12 protein-coding genes are annotated in these 14844 nt (G+C 73.7%); 9 read left to right on the top strand and 3 right to left on the bottom strand.

All coding sequences use genetic code 11. The features are described 5' to 3' along the window. Positions 1 to 10: 10 nt before the first annotated feature. Together JQN83_RS06220 and JQN83_RS06215 are read right to left on the bottom strand one after the other, a co-directional pair. A complete protein-coding gene (locus JQN83_RS06220) occupies positions 11 to 2026 on the bottom strand; it encodes a phage tail sheath family protein (protein ID WP_208566078.1) in 2016 nt (671 codons plus the stop codon). A gap of 189 nt (positions 2027 to 2215) precedes the next feature. Further along, positions 2216 to 3169: a hypothetical protein gene (locus tag JQN83_RS06215; RefSeq protein ID WP_208566077.1), complete on the bottom strand. Its 954-nt coding sequence runs from the start codon at positions 3167 to 3169 to the stop codon at positions 2216 to 2218. Positions 3170 to 3332: 163 nt separating this feature from the next. Here JQN83_RS06215 and JQN83_RS06210 point away from each other — a divergent pair, with 163 nt between their 5' ends. From JQN83_RS06210 to JQN83_RS06195, 4 genes are all read left to right on the top strand, one after another. Further along, positions 3333 to 4241, top strand: a complete 909-nt coding sequence (locus JQN83_RS06210; RefSeq protein WP_208566076.1) for a bile acid:sodium symporter family protein — start codon at positions 3333 to 3335, stop codon at positions 4239 to 4241. A 40-nt stretch (positions 4242 to 4281) separates the two neighbouring features. Beyond that, on the top strand, positions 4282 to 5025 hold the full coding sequence (locus tag JQN83_RS06205; protein ID WP_208566075.1) for a YqjF family protein: 744 nt from the start codon (positions 4282 to 4284) through the stop codon (positions 5023 to 5025). Positions 5026 to 5121: 96 nt separating this feature from the next. After that, complete coding sequence (locus JQN83_RS06200) at positions 5122 to 5784, top strand: HEAT repeat domain-containing protein (protein ID WP_208566074.1); 663 nt, start codon at positions 5122 to 5124, stop codon at positions 5782 to 5784. A gap of 3 nt (positions 5785 to 5787) precedes the next feature. After that, complete coding sequence (locus tag JQN83_RS06195; protein WP_208566073.1) at positions 5788 to 6801, top strand: HEAT repeat domain-containing protein; 1014 nt, start codon at positions 5788 to 5790, stop codon at positions 6799 to 6801. Between the two features lie 82 nt (positions 6802 to 6883). Here the strand turns inward: JQN83_RS06195 and JQN83_RS06190 are convergent, their stop codons facing one another. Further along, positions 6884 to 7093: a hypothetical protein gene (locus JQN83_RS06190; RefSeq protein ID WP_208566072.1), complete on the bottom strand. Its 210-nt coding sequence runs from the start codon at positions 7091 to 7093 to the stop codon at positions 6884 to 6886. 169 nt (positions 7094 to 7262) lie between these two features. On the opposite strand from JQN83_RS06190, the gene JQN83_RS06185 reads away from it, so the two are divergent. From JQN83_RS06185 to JQN83_RS06165, 5 genes are all read left to right on the top strand, one after another. Next, complete coding sequence (locus JQN83_RS06185) at positions 7263 to 8489, top strand: sensor histidine kinase (protein WP_208566071.1); 1227 nt, start codon at positions 7263 to 7265, stop codon at positions 8487 to 8489. Continuing rightward, complete coding sequence (locus tag JQN83_RS06180; protein ID WP_208566070.1) at positions 8477 to 9133, top strand: response regulator; 657 nt, start codon at positions 8477 to 8479, stop codon at positions 9131 to 9133. The genes JQN83_RS06185 and JQN83_RS06180 overlap by 13 nt, the downstream gene beginning before the upstream one ends. Before the next feature lie 295 nt (positions 9134 to 9428). Next, entirely contained in the window at positions 9429 to 10532 is a 1104-nt protein-coding gene (locus JQN83_RS06175; protein ID WP_208566069.1) for a winged helix DNA-binding domain-containing protein, read from the top strand. Between the two features lie 32 nt (positions 10533 to 10564). Beyond that, entirely contained in the window at positions 10565 to 11161 is a 597-nt protein-coding gene (locus JQN83_RS06170; protein WP_208566068.1) for a GNAT family N-acetyltransferase, read from the top strand. Positions 11162 to 11403: 242 nt separating this feature from the next. Next, complete coding sequence (locus tag JQN83_RS06165) at positions 11404 to 14766, top strand: reprolysin-like metallopeptidase (RefSeq protein ID WP_244251848.1); 3363 nt, start codon at positions 11404 to 11406, stop codon at positions 14764 to 14766. Positions 14767 to 14844: the final 78 nt, after the last annotated feature.

Genomic DNA, 14844 nt, shown 5'->3' with positions numbered 1-14844 from the left:
CTCACACCTCTCAGGACGGGCTCTGGCCGGCGAGCTGCTGGATCCGCACGATCACGAACTCGGCGGGTTTGAGCGGGGCGAACCCGACGACCACGTTGACCACGCCGCGGTCCCGATCGTCGCTGGTGGTGGTCTCCGCATCGCACCGCACCAGGTACGCCTCGCGCGGGGTGCGCCCGGCGAACGCGCCCTTGCGGAACAGGTCCTGCATGAACGACGTCAGGTTCAGCCGCAGCTGGGACCACAACGGCTCGTCGTTGGGCTCGAAGACGGCCCACTGGGTGCCCCGGAAGACGCTCTCCTCGATATAGAGCGCGAGCCGTCGGACCGGGGTGTACTTCCACTGGCTGGCCAGTACGTCCGCGCCGGCGGTGGTGCGGGCACCCCAGTTGACGGTGCCGGTCACCGGGAAGGTGCGCAGGCAGTTGAGCCCCAACGGGTTGAGCACACCGTTCTCGGCGTCGGTCAGCGGATAGACCAGGCTGGTCACCCCCCGCAGCTGTGCCTCGGTGCCGGCCGGTGCCTTCCACACGCCCCGTTCGGTGTCCTGGCGGGCGTACAGGCCGGCGAGGGTGCCGCCGGGGGCGACGGTGCGGGGTCGGAAGCCGTCGGTGGGGTCGGGGATGCGCAGCCGGGGGAAGTGGGCCACCGCGTTGGGGCCCTTGACCCCGAGTTGGTTGATCCAGTCCAGGGCGCGGTCCGGGTCGTCCACTCCCGGCGGCGGGTCGACCAGCAGGACCGCCCGCCGCCGTTCGCAGACGTCGTAGGCGGCCGACCAGACCGCCTCCGGGTCCAGCCCGCTGTCGACGACGCCGGGGTCGCCGTGCTTGGCGCGGGTGGCGTCGGGGATGCAGAGCAGGTTGAACAGGTCGGTCTTGAGCAGCGCGTAGATGCCGGTGTAGGCGGCCTCGCTGCCGATCAGCGCGCCGGTGCCGGGCAGGGTGGTGCCGTCGGAACCGGTGACCAGGTCGCCCTGCCCGAGCCGCTTGACGCCGAGCGGGCTGATCCGGCCCACGTTGGTGGCAGCACCTGACAGGCCCAGCAGGGCCGCGCCGTCGGCCACGTCGCCGGCGGGGGTGACCCCCGCGACGGTGAAGGCGGCGTCCACGGCCGCCGGGGCGACCAACGCGTCCACGTCGCCGAGGACGCGCAGCCCACCGGCGGCGGTGGGTACCACCCGGACCCGCAGGCCGGCCGCGCCGTCGGCGGCACCGAGCGCCGTGTTGACCTTCCGTTGCAGCAGCGCGGCCACCCCGGCCGGGGAGGACGGCAGCCGTTCGCCCTTGGTCAGCGCGGTGACGGTCACCGGGGCGACCGCCGGCACGGTCTTGGCGGGGTCGTTCGGGTCCGGTTTGGTGGGCCGGTCGGGTTGCACGGTGAGCCGGTAGTTCTTGGCGGCGTCCACGGTGGGCGTGCCGAGCGCCGCGCCGACCGTGCCGCTGGGCACCGGTCGTCCCGCCCCGGCGGCCCCGGCCCGCGCCCGGACCAGCGCCGAACCCCGGTCCGGGTCGTTGAGCAGGGCCACCGCGTACGCGGCGCTGGTCGGGTCGGCGGACAGACCGGTGAACCGTTCGGTGTCGCCGGTGGCGGTGTAGGTGACGGTCAGGTTGAACGACGTGGCGTCGGCGGCCCCGTCGTGGTCGACGTCGACGAGGAGTCCGCTGCCCCACGCACCGGTGCTCGTCGCGTCCAGCAGCAGCGCGGACTTCGCCCCGGCGCCGACCTTGTCCAGCAGGGTCACCGAGGCGGCCCGGGCGTCGGCGCGGGGCACCCGCACGACCAGGGCGGCGGCCCCGCCGTTGCGGAAGAACTGCTGCACGGCCAGGCTGAGTTCGGAGTCCCGGTCGGCCCCGCCGAACCGGCGTTCGAACTCGCCGAAGGTGTTCACCCGGACGGCCCGGTGCTCCGGTCCGGTCCGGACGTATCCCACGAAGGCGGTCACCCCGGTCGCCACGCCGATGACGGGGCGGACGGAACTCGCGACTTCCTCGATGTACACGCCGGGATAGCTCGGAGTGACGGGCATGACTACCTCGTCTCGCAGTGGCGGGTCGGCTGTTGTCACCCTCCGCTCATGCCGTACCCACCTCTAGCGGGCACCCGACTACGCCGCGTCAGCTACCCGACACCCGGTGCCGTCACCGGTTCACGCAGACGAGTCGTCGGTGCGCCGGCCTCCGGTCCCCTCCGGCACGTGGCCCGCCGGTCCCGCCGGTCACCGGTAGAGCTGAAAGTTGTCGAATTCGAAGACGCCGGTGCTCGTCGCGATGACGCCGCTCTGCCCGTCGGTCAGCTCCTCCGCCGACACCGTCTTGACCCGGGTGTCGTCGAGGTAGAGGTCGAGCCGGTCGCCGTGGCCGACGATCCCGATCCGGTTCCAGCCGCCGGGCCGGATCCGGTCCGAGGCCTCGGTGAACCGGTAGGACAGTCCGCCATCGCCGCTCGGCCGACGGACGGCGAACGAGTAGGTGCCGTCGGGCGAGACCAGGAAGGCGTAGTACGCCCGGGGTTGCCCGGTGGCCCGGTAGAGCAGGCCCGCCGAGCTTGCCGGGGTGCCGTGCTCGGGAATCCGGACGTCGACGGTGACCGGTCGGTCGGCGGCGTCGAGCGCCGTGCCGGTGCGGTGGTCCCGGACGCTGACCCAGTGGTAGCGCACGGCGTTGCGGTCGGCCCGGTTGGTGAGCCGGAACAGGCCGTTGCCGGTGTCCACCTGGGTGGTCCAGGCGTCGTCCGGATCGCGGTCGCCGTCGGGGTCGGTCCAACTCGCGTAGTACCGGTCGGCTTCCTGCGGGTCGGCCAGCGGCGAGTTGAACGACTCGGAGAAGGCCGACTCGGCGAAAGGCGAGGACGGGGGCCGGTGCGGGATCAACGTCACGACACCGCCCACCACCCCCACCGCCCCGGCGAGGACGGCGACGACGGTCGGAATGGACCGGACCAGTCGTTGTCGGCGCGTCGGTCGGGCGTCGGCCGGCGGCTCGTCCGCGCTGCTGCCAGGGGGACCGGAGTTGCCGTCCCGGTCGTCGGGGTGGGCGGGTTCGGCGTCGACTGCCCGTTGCTGTTGCGCGCTGCGCTCCTGGTCGGCGGGGTGCTCCTGGTCGGCGGGGCGGTCCTGCGTGCGACGCGCCGGGTCGACGGCGGCGTCTTCGGTGTGGTCAGACGCTGACATGGAGTAATCATGTCAGGCCTACGCATCCGTTCACCCCGGGCGACCGTCGGCTACTCGACACCGGCTGTCGGGAGTGGATGAGCACTCGGCGAGATGACCGACGGGCCGGCCGCTGCCAGGATGCAGTGAAAGACGTCTATCCCGTGGGGCAGGGTGGTGGGTCATGGGTTCCGGGTTGTCGCTCGCCCTCTTTCCGGTCGCTCTCGGCATCGTCATGCTGGGCATCGGTCTCAGCCTGACCGTCGAGGACTTCCGCCTGGTGGCCCGCCAGCCCCGGGTGGTGCTGATCTGCCTGGGTTGCCAGATGCTGGTCCTGCCGGCGATCTGCCTGGGCCTGGTGGCCGCCTTCGGTCTGCGCCCGGAGCTGGCGGTGGGGATGATGCTGCTCGCCGCCTCGCCGGGCGGCAGCACCGCCGGTCTCTACAGCCACCTGTTCCGGGGCAACGTCGCGCTCAACGTGTCGTTGACCGCGATCAACTCGGTGCTGGCCCTGTTCACCCTCCCGTTGATCGTCAACCTGTCGGTGGCCGGTTTCGTCGGTGCGGACAGTACGATCGGCCTCCAGTTCGGCAAGGTGGTGCAGGTCTTCGCGCTGGTCCTGATCCCGATCGCCATCGGGATGTTGCTGCGGCGTCGGTTCACCGCCTTCGCCCTGCGGATGGAACGTCCGGTGAAGATCATTTCCGTGCTCGTCCTGGCGGTGATCATCGTGGGGGCGGTGGCCGGCATCAAGGACGACGTGCTGGCCACCCTCGGGGAGCTCATCGGGGTCGTGGTGCTGTTCAACCTGACCAGCCTCGCCGTCGGCTACCTCGCGCCCCGGCTGCTGCGGGCCGGGCACCGGGACTCGGTCGCCTCCTCCTTCGAGATCGGCCTGCACAACGCCACCCTGGCCATCACCATCGGGATGAGTCCGACCCTGCTCGACAACGCCACGATGGCCATGCCGTCGGTGGTCTACGGCAGCCTCATGTTCTTCACCGCCGCCGCCTTCGGGCTCGTCGTCACCCGTCGCTCCGCCGCCCCCTCGTCCACCGTCGCCGGGCAGACGGCCCGACGGACCCTGCGCTGACCCGTCCCACCGGCCGGGGGCCGTGGAGCAGGATGGGTGCGTGCAGATCGAACCGGTCGTCCCCGCACCCGTCCAGACGTTCCCCCGTACGCTGCTGCGCCAGCGGTGGGCGGACCTGACCTTCCTGCACTGGGCGGTCGCCCCGGAACTCGTCGCGCCGCTGCTGCCGGCCGGTACCCGTCCGGACACCGTCGACGGAACCACCCACGTCGGACTGATCGGCTTCCGGATGGTCGGCCTCGGTTTCGGCCGGGGGCCCGCCGTGCCGTACCTGGGGACCTTCTGGGAGACCAACGTCCGGCTCTACTCGGTGGACCAGGCCGGTCGGCGGGCCGTGGTGTTCCGGTCCCTCGACGCGTCCCGGCTGATCCCGGTGCTGGTCGCCCGGATCACCCTGGGGTTGCCGTACCTGTGGTCGGCGATGCGCCTGGACCACGACGGTGACCTGCGCAGCTACCGGTGTCGTCGGCGCTGGCCAGGGCCGGCCGGGACGACCAGCCGGATGGTGGTCCGGGTGGGTGCGCCGATCCACCGGCCGACCCCGCTGGAGCACTTCCTCACCGCCCGGTGGGGCCTGCACACCCGGGCGTACGGGCGCACCCTGCACCTGCCGAACTGGCATCCGCAGTGGCCGTTGCACCGGGCCGAGCTGCTGCACCTGGACGACGAACTGATCACCGCCGCCGGACTGCCGGCGCCGACCGGACCGCCGGTCAGCGTGCTGTACTCACCCGGCGTGCCGGTCCGGTTCGGTCCACCGGTCGTCCTGCGCCGGCCCCGGTGACCCGGCGGACGCCCACCGGATCGGGCGGACGCAGCGGAGCACCGGTTGACCCTGACACGGTGTCAGGGTCGACACTGCGTCGGGGAGGTGGTCCGGATGACCAGATCGGAAGTGGACCCGACGCGGGCGCTGCGGGGGTTGGCGAGTGGTGACCCGTCGGTGCGGCTGCGGGCCGCGCTGGCGGTCGGCACCACCCCCGACCCGGCTTTCGTCGACCCGCTCGTCGCCCGCTGCGGGACCGAACCGGACTTCTCCGTCCGCGAGATGCTGACCTGGGCGCTCACCCGTCACCCGCCGGAGGCGACCGTCCCCCGGCTCGTCGCCGCCCTGGGGTCGACCCGGGCGCAGGCCCGCAGTCAGGCGTTGCACACACTGTCCAAGATCGGGGACCGACGGGCCTGGCCGGCGATCACCCGGGCCCTGCTGACCGACCCCGACGACGAGGTGGCACGCAGCGCCTGGCGGGCGGCGGTCGCGCTGGTGCCCGACGACGCGGAGTCCGGCCTGGCCGAGGTGCTGGCCACCCAGCTCGGGCGGGGCGACCGGGCGACGTGGCTGAGCCTCAGCCGGGCGTTGTCCGCGCTCGGCGAGGTCGTCCCGCCGGTCCTGCAGGCCGCCGGGGCGCATCCGGATCCCCGGGTACGCGCGCACGCGGTCGCCACGCAGCGGCTGTTGCGCGACCCGGACGCCGGATTCGAGTTCTCCCTCGGGGAGGCGACGCGCATCGTGGCGCTCGGCGGGACCGGCGGGCCGGGGTAGGCGGTGCTGATCGGTGACGTGTCGCGACGCTGCGGGGTCAGCGCCCGGATGCTCAGGCACTACGAGTCGCTCGGACTACTACGACCGACCGGTCGTAGTGGCGTCGGTTACCGCGAGTACTCCGGCGCGGACCTTCGCCGGATCTTCCACATCGAGAGCCTGCGCTCGCTGGGGTTGTCGCTGCGGGCGGTGGGACGGGCGCTCGACGACCCCGCCTTCACCCCTGCGGAACTCGTCGACGACCTCATCCGGCAGACCCGGGCGCGCATCACCGCGGAGCGGGAGCTGCTCACCCGCCTCCGGCGGATCGACGCCGCCGGGCCCGCCGACTGGCAGGACGTCCTGCAGGTGGTCGCGCTCCTGCGCGACCTGGGCTCACCGCGCGCGGAGCAGCGTCAACGCGCGGCGCTGGCCTCGGCCGGTGAGGTACCGGTGCCGGTGGAGGCACTGGTCACGGCGGTGCTGGACGAGTCCGACCCGAACGTCGCCGGGGCGCTGCGTTGGGCGCTCGCGCACCTGGGCGTCGACGGGTTGCCCCTGCTGGCGGAGGGGCTCGACGCACCCGAGGCCGGGGTGCGGGAACGTGCCGTCCGGGCCATCGTCGAGATCCCGGGTGGGGACGCCACCACGTTGCTCCGCGACGCCCTGCGCCACCCGGACCCCGTGGTCGGCAGGTACGCGGCGCTGGCGCTCGGCGTCCGTGGCGAGCCCGACGCCGTGCCGACGCTCGTCGACATGGTCGTCGCCGAGGTGAACGACGTCGACGCCGCCGACGCGCTGAGCGCGCTGGCGACCGATCCCGCCACGGCGGAGCGGATCGCCGCGCGCCTGATCGGCCTGCTCACCCGGGCAGATCTCGGGGCGTCGGCACGGCGTCGGCTGACCCAGGCGCTCGCGGACATCCCGGGGGACACGGCGTCCCGGGCCCTGGCCGGGCTGACCGGGGACGACGACCGGGTCGTCGCGCTCACCGCTAGCTACGTGCTCACCCTCCGCGCCGCCGCCGACGGCCGCTGAGCGCCGGTCGGCGGAGAGGCGACGGCCGGCCCCTCCCCTGCCCCGTGGCCGGGGAGGGGCCGGCCCGCGTCCCGTGCGCCGGTCACCGGGCGCGGCGGTGCCGGGCGAGCAGCGTCCCGGCGCAGAGCACCGCCAGCAGGCCGCAGGCGGAGCCGGCCCACTGGTTGTCCAACACGGTCGTCAGCGCCGCGTTGGCGGCGAGGCTGACGACCAGCACCAGCCACAGCAGCGGGCGGAGCAGGTCGGCTTCCGGCTTGGTCGGGGCGTCGGCGATGCGGTACGGATCGGTCATGGCTGCCTCCTCGGGCGGCGGGTGTTCGACCAGGTTGACGCTAGGCGTGGCGGTGGGTCGGGCACGATCCCGCCAGCGCGACCGGCGGCGGTACAGCAGGCGCTACTTTCCGCGCCGACGGTGCCGGGCCGCCCGCCCGGTGGCCTATGTTGGCGCGGGAGGTCTTCCGATGACACACCTGCGGGACCGGGCTCGTGCCTCGGTCGACGCCCTCGAACACCTCGTCGGCGGGTTGGCCACCGCACTGTTGGCGTTGGCTGCGCTGCTGTGGGTGTTGCTCGTCGCGACGGCCTGCCTGGTCTGGGTGGGGCTGCCGGCGGCACCCGGCGCGCTGCGGGCGGTACGCGCGGTGGCCGACCGCGAGCGTGCCCGGCTGTCCCGCTGGGGCACGCAGCTCCCCGCCCCGGGCCCGGTGCCGGCCGAGCTGCGGGTGGCGGTGCGCGACCCGTTCGTCCGGCGGGAACTCGGCTGGGTCGCGCTGCACGCGGTCACCGGCCTGGCCAGCGGGCTGCTCGGCCTCGCTCTGCCGCTCTACGCCGTGCAGGACCTCACGTTCCCGCTGTGGTACCGGCTGCTGCCGCCCGGGGCGGGGGCGCCGGGGATCGTCTGGTGGCGCATCGACGGGCCGGCCGAGGCACTCCTGGTCGGGTTGCTCGGGTTGGGCTGGCTGGTCGCCGTGGTCGCGCTCGGTCCGCCGTTGGCCCGCCTCCAGGCCCGGCCGGGACGGTGGTTGCTGCCTCCGCCGCCGGGCATCGACCTGTCGTTGCGGGTCGCCGAGCTGACCGCCACCCGGGCTGCGGCGCTGGACGCCCACGCGGTGGAACTGCGTCGCATCGAACGTGCCCTGCACGACGGCACCCAGAACCGGCTGGTCGCGGTCAACGTGCTGCTGGGGGCGGCCCGCCGGGCGGTACGGCGGGACCCGGACCGGGCCGACGAGATCCTCGGGCGGGCGCAGGACGCGGCGGAACAGGCGCTCGGCGAGTTGCGTACCGTGGTGCGGGGCATCCTGCCGCCCGTGCTGGACGACCGGGGCCTCGCCGGTGCCCTGGCCGGGCTGGCCGGCAGTTGCGCGGTGCCCTGCCGGCTCACGGTCGACGTGCCGGTACGCTGCGCCGTCTCGGTGGAGGCCACCGCCTACTTCGTGGTGGCCGAGGCGTTGACCAACGTGGTCCGGCACAGCGGCGCGGGCCGGGTCGACGTGACCGTACGCCGCGAGCAGGGCCGGTTGTCGGTGACCGTCGAGGACGACGGGCGCGGCGACGTCGACGAGACGCGCGGCTCGGGGCTGACCGGCATCCGTCGGAGGGTCGGGGCGTACGACGGCCGGATGACCCTGACCAGCACCAAGGGTGGGCCGACGAGACTGGAGGTGGAGTTGCCGTGCGGATCGTGATCGCCGAGGACGACCCGCTGCTGCGGGAGGGGTTGGCGCTGCTGCTGCGGGCGGAGGACCTGGACGTGGTCGCCACCGCGGGCAACCCGGGTGAGTTCCTGGCCGCGGTCGACGCGTACGCGCCGGACGTGGCGATCGTGGACGTGCGGATGCCGCCGACGCACACCAACGAGGGCATCGTGGCCGCGGTGGAGGCCCGTCGCCGGCAGCCCGGCCTCGCGGTGCTGGTCCTTTCGGCGTACGTGGAGCAGGCGTTCGCCACCGACCTGTTCTCGGTCGGCGCGGTCGGGCTCGGCTACCTGTTGAAGGAGCGGGTGGGTCGGGTCGAGGAGTTCCTCGCCGCGCTGCACCGGGTCGCCGACGGCGGCAGTGTGATCGACCCGGAGGTGGTGGGGCAGTTTCTGGCCCGCCACCGCAGGCCGGACGCGGCACTGGGAGAGCTGTCGCCGCGTGAGCGCGAGGTGCTGGGGCTGATGGCCGAGGGGCTCGGCAACACGGCGATCGCCGAGCGGTTGTACGTCACCGAAGGCGCGGTGCACAAACACATCCGCAGCATCTTCGCCAAGCTCCAGCTGCCCCCCGACGACCGGGCCGACCGCCGGGTCACCGCGGTGCTGCGCTACCTCGACGGCGGTCGACGGTAGCGTCGGCGGTCCCCGGCCTGGCACTGCTGCGTTGGTCGGGGTCACCCGCCGGCAGATCCGCCGGATGGTCCACGTCGAGGGCATCGTCTGCTTCGTAGGGCCGCCGAACCGGCGGTGGATGACCCCCGCCGAAACGCGGGTGTCCGCCGCACCGACCGCTCTGACAGCGAGACCCCGGGGGTGGGGACGCCGGGAGGGCCCGGGACGGAGCCTGATCAACGCTCGGTTTCCGGCGTCGTTCCGTGTCGGGAAGCTACGGACAGGCATTGTCGGGGGTAGCACCTAGGCTGGTCGGATGATCGACCGCCGTCAGGTGATGCAGTTCCGGGTCGGGGCGCAGCAGCTCGACCGCATCGAGGGCACCCCGGCGGACACCGCCGTACTCGACCTCGGGGTGCAGGACACCGGCCCGGACGGCGGCCGGTGGGCCCTGGCGCTGCGCGGTGTCGAGGTGACGGCACCGGTCGCGGACGACCTGATCCTGCTCTGGACCGTGCGCGGCGCGCCGCACCTCTACCGTCGCGCCGACGTGGCCGAGGTGGCGGGGGCGGTCGCGCCGTACTCCGACGCGGACGCGGGCAAACGCATCTACGACGCGGCCCGGCCGCTGAAAGCCGCCGGCATCGGCAACCTGGCCGCCCTCGACGAGGTGGCGGCACGGATGCGGGCGGTGGTCACCACCCCGACGGTCAAGGGCGACGTCTCCGGGCGGTTGGCCGAGCTGCTGCCCGAGCCCTACCAGCGGTTCTGCCGTCCCTGCGCCGCCACCCACCTCTACGAGATGCCGTTCCGGCTGGCGGCCGTGCGGGCCGGGCTGGAGCTGCGCCCCGGCACCTCGCCACCGGTCCTGCACCGCATCCCCGGGTTCACCCGCCCCGCCCCGCCCGGCGACCGGTTCGACCTGGTCCGCGCCTACCTGCGGCTGCTCGGCCCGGCCACCCCCAAGCAGGTCGCCGACTACCTCGACGCCCCGGTCAGGGAGGTGCGGGCCCGCTGGCCGCAGGACGTGGTCGAGGTACGGGTCGACGGGGAGGCCCGTTCGCTGCTCGCCGCCGACGAGCCGGCGCTCGCCGGTGCCGCCGACACCACGGCCGTGCGCCTGCTCGCCCCGTTCGACCTGTTCCTGCAGGCGCGGGACCGGTCGACCCTGGTGCCGGACGCGGCCCACGCCAAGCAGTTGTGGCCGGTGCTGGGCCGCCCCGGGGCCGTCCTGGCCGGCGGTGAGATCGTCGGCACCTGGCGGCCCCGTAAGGCCGGCCGGGCGCTGACGCTCGCCGTCCAGCCGTGGCGGAAGTTGTCCGCCGCCGTCCACGACGACATCGTCGCGCAGGCGCAACGCCTCGCCGCCCACCGGGGCCTCGCCCGGGTCGACGTCGACGTCGACCCGGGCGGAGTTTGACACCGGCCCACGGCGTCGGGGGAGGATGCGGCGTGCGGGTCCCGCTCTCCACGCCACCGGCCATCCCGGCCGGGGCCCTCGCCGCCGGTGCGCAGCCGACCCTCGCCGCGCCGGGGGGTCTGGTCCTGCGTCCCTGGGAGCCGTCCGACGCCCCGGTGTTCCTGGCCGCCTACCGGGATCCGGAGATCCGGCACTGGCACACCCGTCATCCGGCCTCCGAGAGCCAGGTCCGTGAGTGGTTCGAGGGCTATCACCGGGCCTGGGCAGGGGAGACCGGTGCCAGTTGGGCGGTGACCCGCGACGGCGTCGAGGTGCTCGGCCGGATCGCCCTGACCGGCATGGATCTCGATGACGGCGTCGCCGGGTGCGCGTACTGGGTGCTTCCCGCCGCCCGCCGGGCAGGGGTGGCCTCCCGGGCGTTGACGGCACTGGGCAGGTGGGCGCTGGACGGGGCGGGCTTCCACCGGCTGCACCTGGACCACTCGACCCGCAACCTCGCCTCCTGCCGGACCGCGCTGCGCGCCGGATTCCGGCTGGAGGGCACCAAACGCAGCGACGCCGTGCACGCCGACGGCCGGCACGACATGCACCTGCACGCCCGCATCCGGGGCGATCGACCAGCCGGCTGACCCCGGCACCCGGTGGGCGACCGACCCACCCGGCGGCCCGTCCGGTCCTGCCCGGCGCGTGCCGCGCGGTCCACTGGGGAGCATCTACACCGCCGGCCTGTGTCGCCGCGTCGACTTTACGGATGATGTCTGTCGACAGGGGACCCGTCATAGCGTGTGCTTCTCCGGGACAGCCCGGCGTGGCCCACGAACGCCACGCCATCAGGCCCGTTCCTCTTACCTGGTGAAGTGAGGCCCACTCGATGACGGTTCCACCCCCCGATCCCGCTGGTCGCGGCCGCCGCCGACTGGCCGGGCTGTGCGCCGCGGTGCTGGTCGCCACCGTGCTACCGCTGACCGGTGGCACCGCGGCGGTCGCCGCGCCGGCCGACCCCGGCCCCTGGCGGCAGCTGCCGAGCGAGCCGTCGGCCAACGCCCGCGACGGGCGTACCCCCGACATCCGCGCCGAGCGGTTCACCGCGTACGCCCTGGACCGGGCCGCCTTGGCCGACACCCTGGCCGACGTGCCGGCCGAGCGGGCCGGTACGGCCCGACGGTCGCAGTCGGCGCTGACCGTCGCGTTGCCCACCCCCACCGGGGGCTTCCAGCGGTTCAGCCTGGTCGACTCGCCGGTGATGGAGCCGGGGCTCGCCGCCCGGCATCCCGAGATCAGCACGTACGTCGGCCGGGGCCTGGACGACCCGACGGCGACCATCCGCGCCGACCTGACCCCGCTGGGCTTCCACGCCTCGGTCCGGTCGACCGGCGGCAGCTGGTACCTCGACCCGTACTACCACGGCGACCAGAGCGTCTACGCCAGCTACTACGCCCGCGACCTGCTCGACACCGACCCGGCCATGGTGGAGCGGGAGGACGTCGCCGCGGCGGCCGGGGCGCTGTCGCCGGAGGTGACCGCGGACGAGCCGGCAGGTCCGCCGGTCACCCTGCGCACCTACCGGCTGGCCCTGGTCACCGACCCGTCGTACGCCACCTTCTTCGGCGCGGAGAACGTCACCGCGGCGAAGGTGACCCTGATCAACCGGGTCACCCAGATCTACGAGGACGAGACGGCGATCCGGTTGGTGCTGGTCAACGACACCGACAAGACCAACCTGAACACCGCAGCCCTGGCCACCGAGGCGAACGGGCCCTGTGGCACGGCGGCCTGCTACACCCCGACGCAGATCTCGTCGTGCACCAGTTCGCTGCTCAACCGCAACCGGATCGTGCTCGGCCAGCTCGTCGGCGCGGGCAACTACGACGTCGGGCACATCGGCCTCGGCCTGCCCGGTGGCGGTGTCGCCGGCCTCGGCGTGGTCGGCCTGGACGGCAAGGCGCGCGGCTGCACGGGCCTGCCCACCCCGGTCGGTGACTTCTACGCCGTCGACTACGTGGCGCACGAGATCGGCCACCAGTTCGCCGGCAACCACACCTTCAACGGCACCCAGTACAACTGCTCCGGCGGCAACCGCAGCGCCGCCAACTCCTACGAGCCGGGCAGCGGTTCGTCGATCATGGCGTACGCGGGCATCTGCCAGCAGGACAACCTCCAGCCGCACAGCGACCCGTACTGGTCGCAGCGCAGCTACACCGAGATCAGCACGTTCGTCTCCGGCACCCGCCCGGCGCTCAACGAGGTGCAGACCGTCTCGCTGTCCGGTTTCGACACCGACGGCGACGCGTTGCGCATCAGCTACGCGGGGCAGTCGTCGGTGCCGGTGGTGCGCGGCGGCAACTACACCGCGGCCGGGATCAAGGCGGCCATCGAGGCGATCGCCGGCTGGCCGGCCGGGGCCACCGTCAGCGTGACGGCCTTCGGCGGGCTCGGCGCGCCGAACGACACCGGCTTCCAGGTCACCTTCAACGGTGGGTCGCTGGCCGGGGTCGACGTGTCGGCGCTCGAACTGACGGGCGTCGTGGGCGCGTCCGGCTTCGTCGGCGAGACCGCCCGGGGCGGCGCGGCCGGCAACAACGGCTTCCAGACCGCGCAGACCGGCAACCGGGCCCCCGTGGTCACCGTGCCGGCGGCGGCGTACACCATCCCGGCGCGGACCCCGTTCGCCCTGACCGGTGGCGCCACCGACGCCGACGGGGACACCGTCAGCTACCTGTGGGAGCAGAACGACCGGGGTGGCAGCACCGGCACCGCGCTGGTCAACAACACCAAGACCAACGGGCCGCTGTTCCGCCAGTTCGGCGAGGCGGCGGCGGTCAGCCCGACCGACACCCTGGAGTACCACTCGCCGGGCGAGAACGCGGTGACCACCGATCCGACCCGGCACTTCCCCGACCTGACCCAGATCGCGGCGAACAACACCAACGCCGCCACCGGGGCCTGCCCGGCCGCGCCGGCCCCACCCGCCACCGGCGGGGCGAGCAACGTGCCCGCCGCGACGGTGGACTGCTACTCGGAGTTCCTGCCCACCGCCGACTGGGTCGGCGTGACCAACGACCGGACCCTGCACTTCCGGCTCACCGGCCGGGACCACCACCCCGGTGGCGGCGGCATCGGCAGCGCCGACGTGGCGTTGACCCTCGCCCCGGCGGCCGGCCCGTTCCTGGTCACCTCGCAGGCCACGCCGGCGGCCCACCTGGGCGGCGGCACCATGCCCGTCACCTGGGACGTGGCCGGCACGGACACCGCGCCGGTCAACGTGGGCGAGGTGAAGATCTCGCTGTCCACCGACGGCGGGGCGACCTTCCCGCACGTGCTGGCGGAGAGCGTGCCGAACACCGGGTCCGCGACGGTGACCCTGCCGAACGTGGACACCGCCCGGGGCCGGCTGAAGATCGAGGCGGTCGGCAACGTCTTCTTCGACCTCAGCGACGCCGACCTCACCATCACCCAGGTCCGCGCGGCCACGGTCACCTACGTCGGTGACGCCCTGGCCGCCCCGGTGGACGACGCCGACTCGACCGGTGTGCTGCTGCGGGCCACCGTCCGGGGTGGCGGCGGTGACGTCCGCAACGCCACGGTGGCCTTCACCGAGGGCGACGAGACCCTCTGCACGGCGGTCGCGACGCCGTTCGGCGCGGCGGCGGACGACGGCTCGGCCAGTTGCCGCGCCGTGCTGCCGCACGGCGCGCACCCGGTCACCGCCACGGTGTCGGGGGCGTACACCGGCAGCGCGACGGCCACCGTCACGGTGGCCGGCGGATACGGCCGGTCGGTCGCCGGCTCGGGCTACCTGAAGGGCGGGGCCACCGCCGGTGGTTACCCGCTCGACGACGACCGGCGCATCGAGGTGACCCTGGACGGCCGGATCAACAACGGCAAGAAGCTGGTCGGCAGCGCGAAGGTCGGCTACAAGTCGGGCGGCAAGCGGTACAAGTTCCAGAGCACCGCGCTGGAGTCGTTCGGTGTCGCGGTGGCCGGGGAACCGGTCGCCGACCTGCGCTACCAGGTCACCCTGTACGACATCTCCACCGCGCAGGACCCGGTGGCGGTGGCGACCGGGCTGACCATGCGGGTGACCGCCACCGACCGGGGCGAGCCGGGCCGCCGCGACGGGATCGGCATCACCGTCTGGGACGGTGACCGGTTGCTCTTCTCCTCGGACTGGACCGGCGCATCCACCCGGGAGATCACCCTGACCGCCTCCGGTGGCAACCTCACCATCGGCTGACCAGGCGCACCGCGACACCCGGCGTCCTTCCCCGCCCACCCGGCGGGGGAGGACGCCGGTGTTCGTCCGGGCGGTGGG

It is taken from the genome of Micromonospora antibiotica, assembly GCF_017599305.1.
GTDB lineage: Bacteria > Actinomycetota > Actinomycetes > Mycobacteriales > Micromonosporaceae > Micromonospora > Micromonospora antibiotica.
This window is presented reverse-complemented; position numbering and strand designations above follow the sequence as displayed.

What these genes read in the sequence shown, in the direction of transcription:
- JQN83_RS06220 (WP_208566078.1), bottom strand. Translation starts at nt 2,026, where the DNA reads ATGCCCGTCACTCCGAGCTATCCCGGCGTGTACATCGAGGAAGTCGCG.
- JQN83_RS06165 (WP_244251848.1), top strand. Translation starts at nt 11,404, where the DNA reads ATGACGGTTCCACCCCCCGATCCCGCTGGTCGCGGCCGCCGCCGACTG.
- JQN83_RS06185 (WP_208566071.1), top strand. Translation starts at nt 7,263, where the DNA reads ATGACACACCTGCGGGACCGGGCTCGTGCCTCGGTCGACGCCCTCGAA.
- JQN83_RS06210 (WP_208566076.1), top strand. Translation starts at nt 3,333, where the DNA reads ATGGGTTCCGGGTTGTCGCTCGCCCTCTTTCCGGTCGCTCTCGGCATC.
- JQN83_RS06175 (WP_208566069.1), top strand. Translation starts at nt 9,429, where the DNA reads ATGATCGACCGCCGTCAGGTGATGCAGTTCCGGGTCGGGGCGCAGCAG.
- JQN83_RS06190 (WP_208566072.1), bottom strand. Translation starts at nt 7,093, where the DNA reads ATGACCGATCCGTACCGCATCGCCGACGCCCCGACCAAGCCGGAAGCC.
- JQN83_RS06215 (WP_208566077.1), bottom strand. Translation starts at nt 3,169, where the DNA reads ATGTCAGCGTCTGACCACACCGAAGACGCCGCCGTCGACCCGGCGCGT.
- JQN83_RS06200 (WP_208566074.1), top strand. Translation starts at nt 5,122, where the DNA reads ATGACCAGATCGGAAGTGGACCCGACGCGGGCGCTGCGGGGGTTGGCG.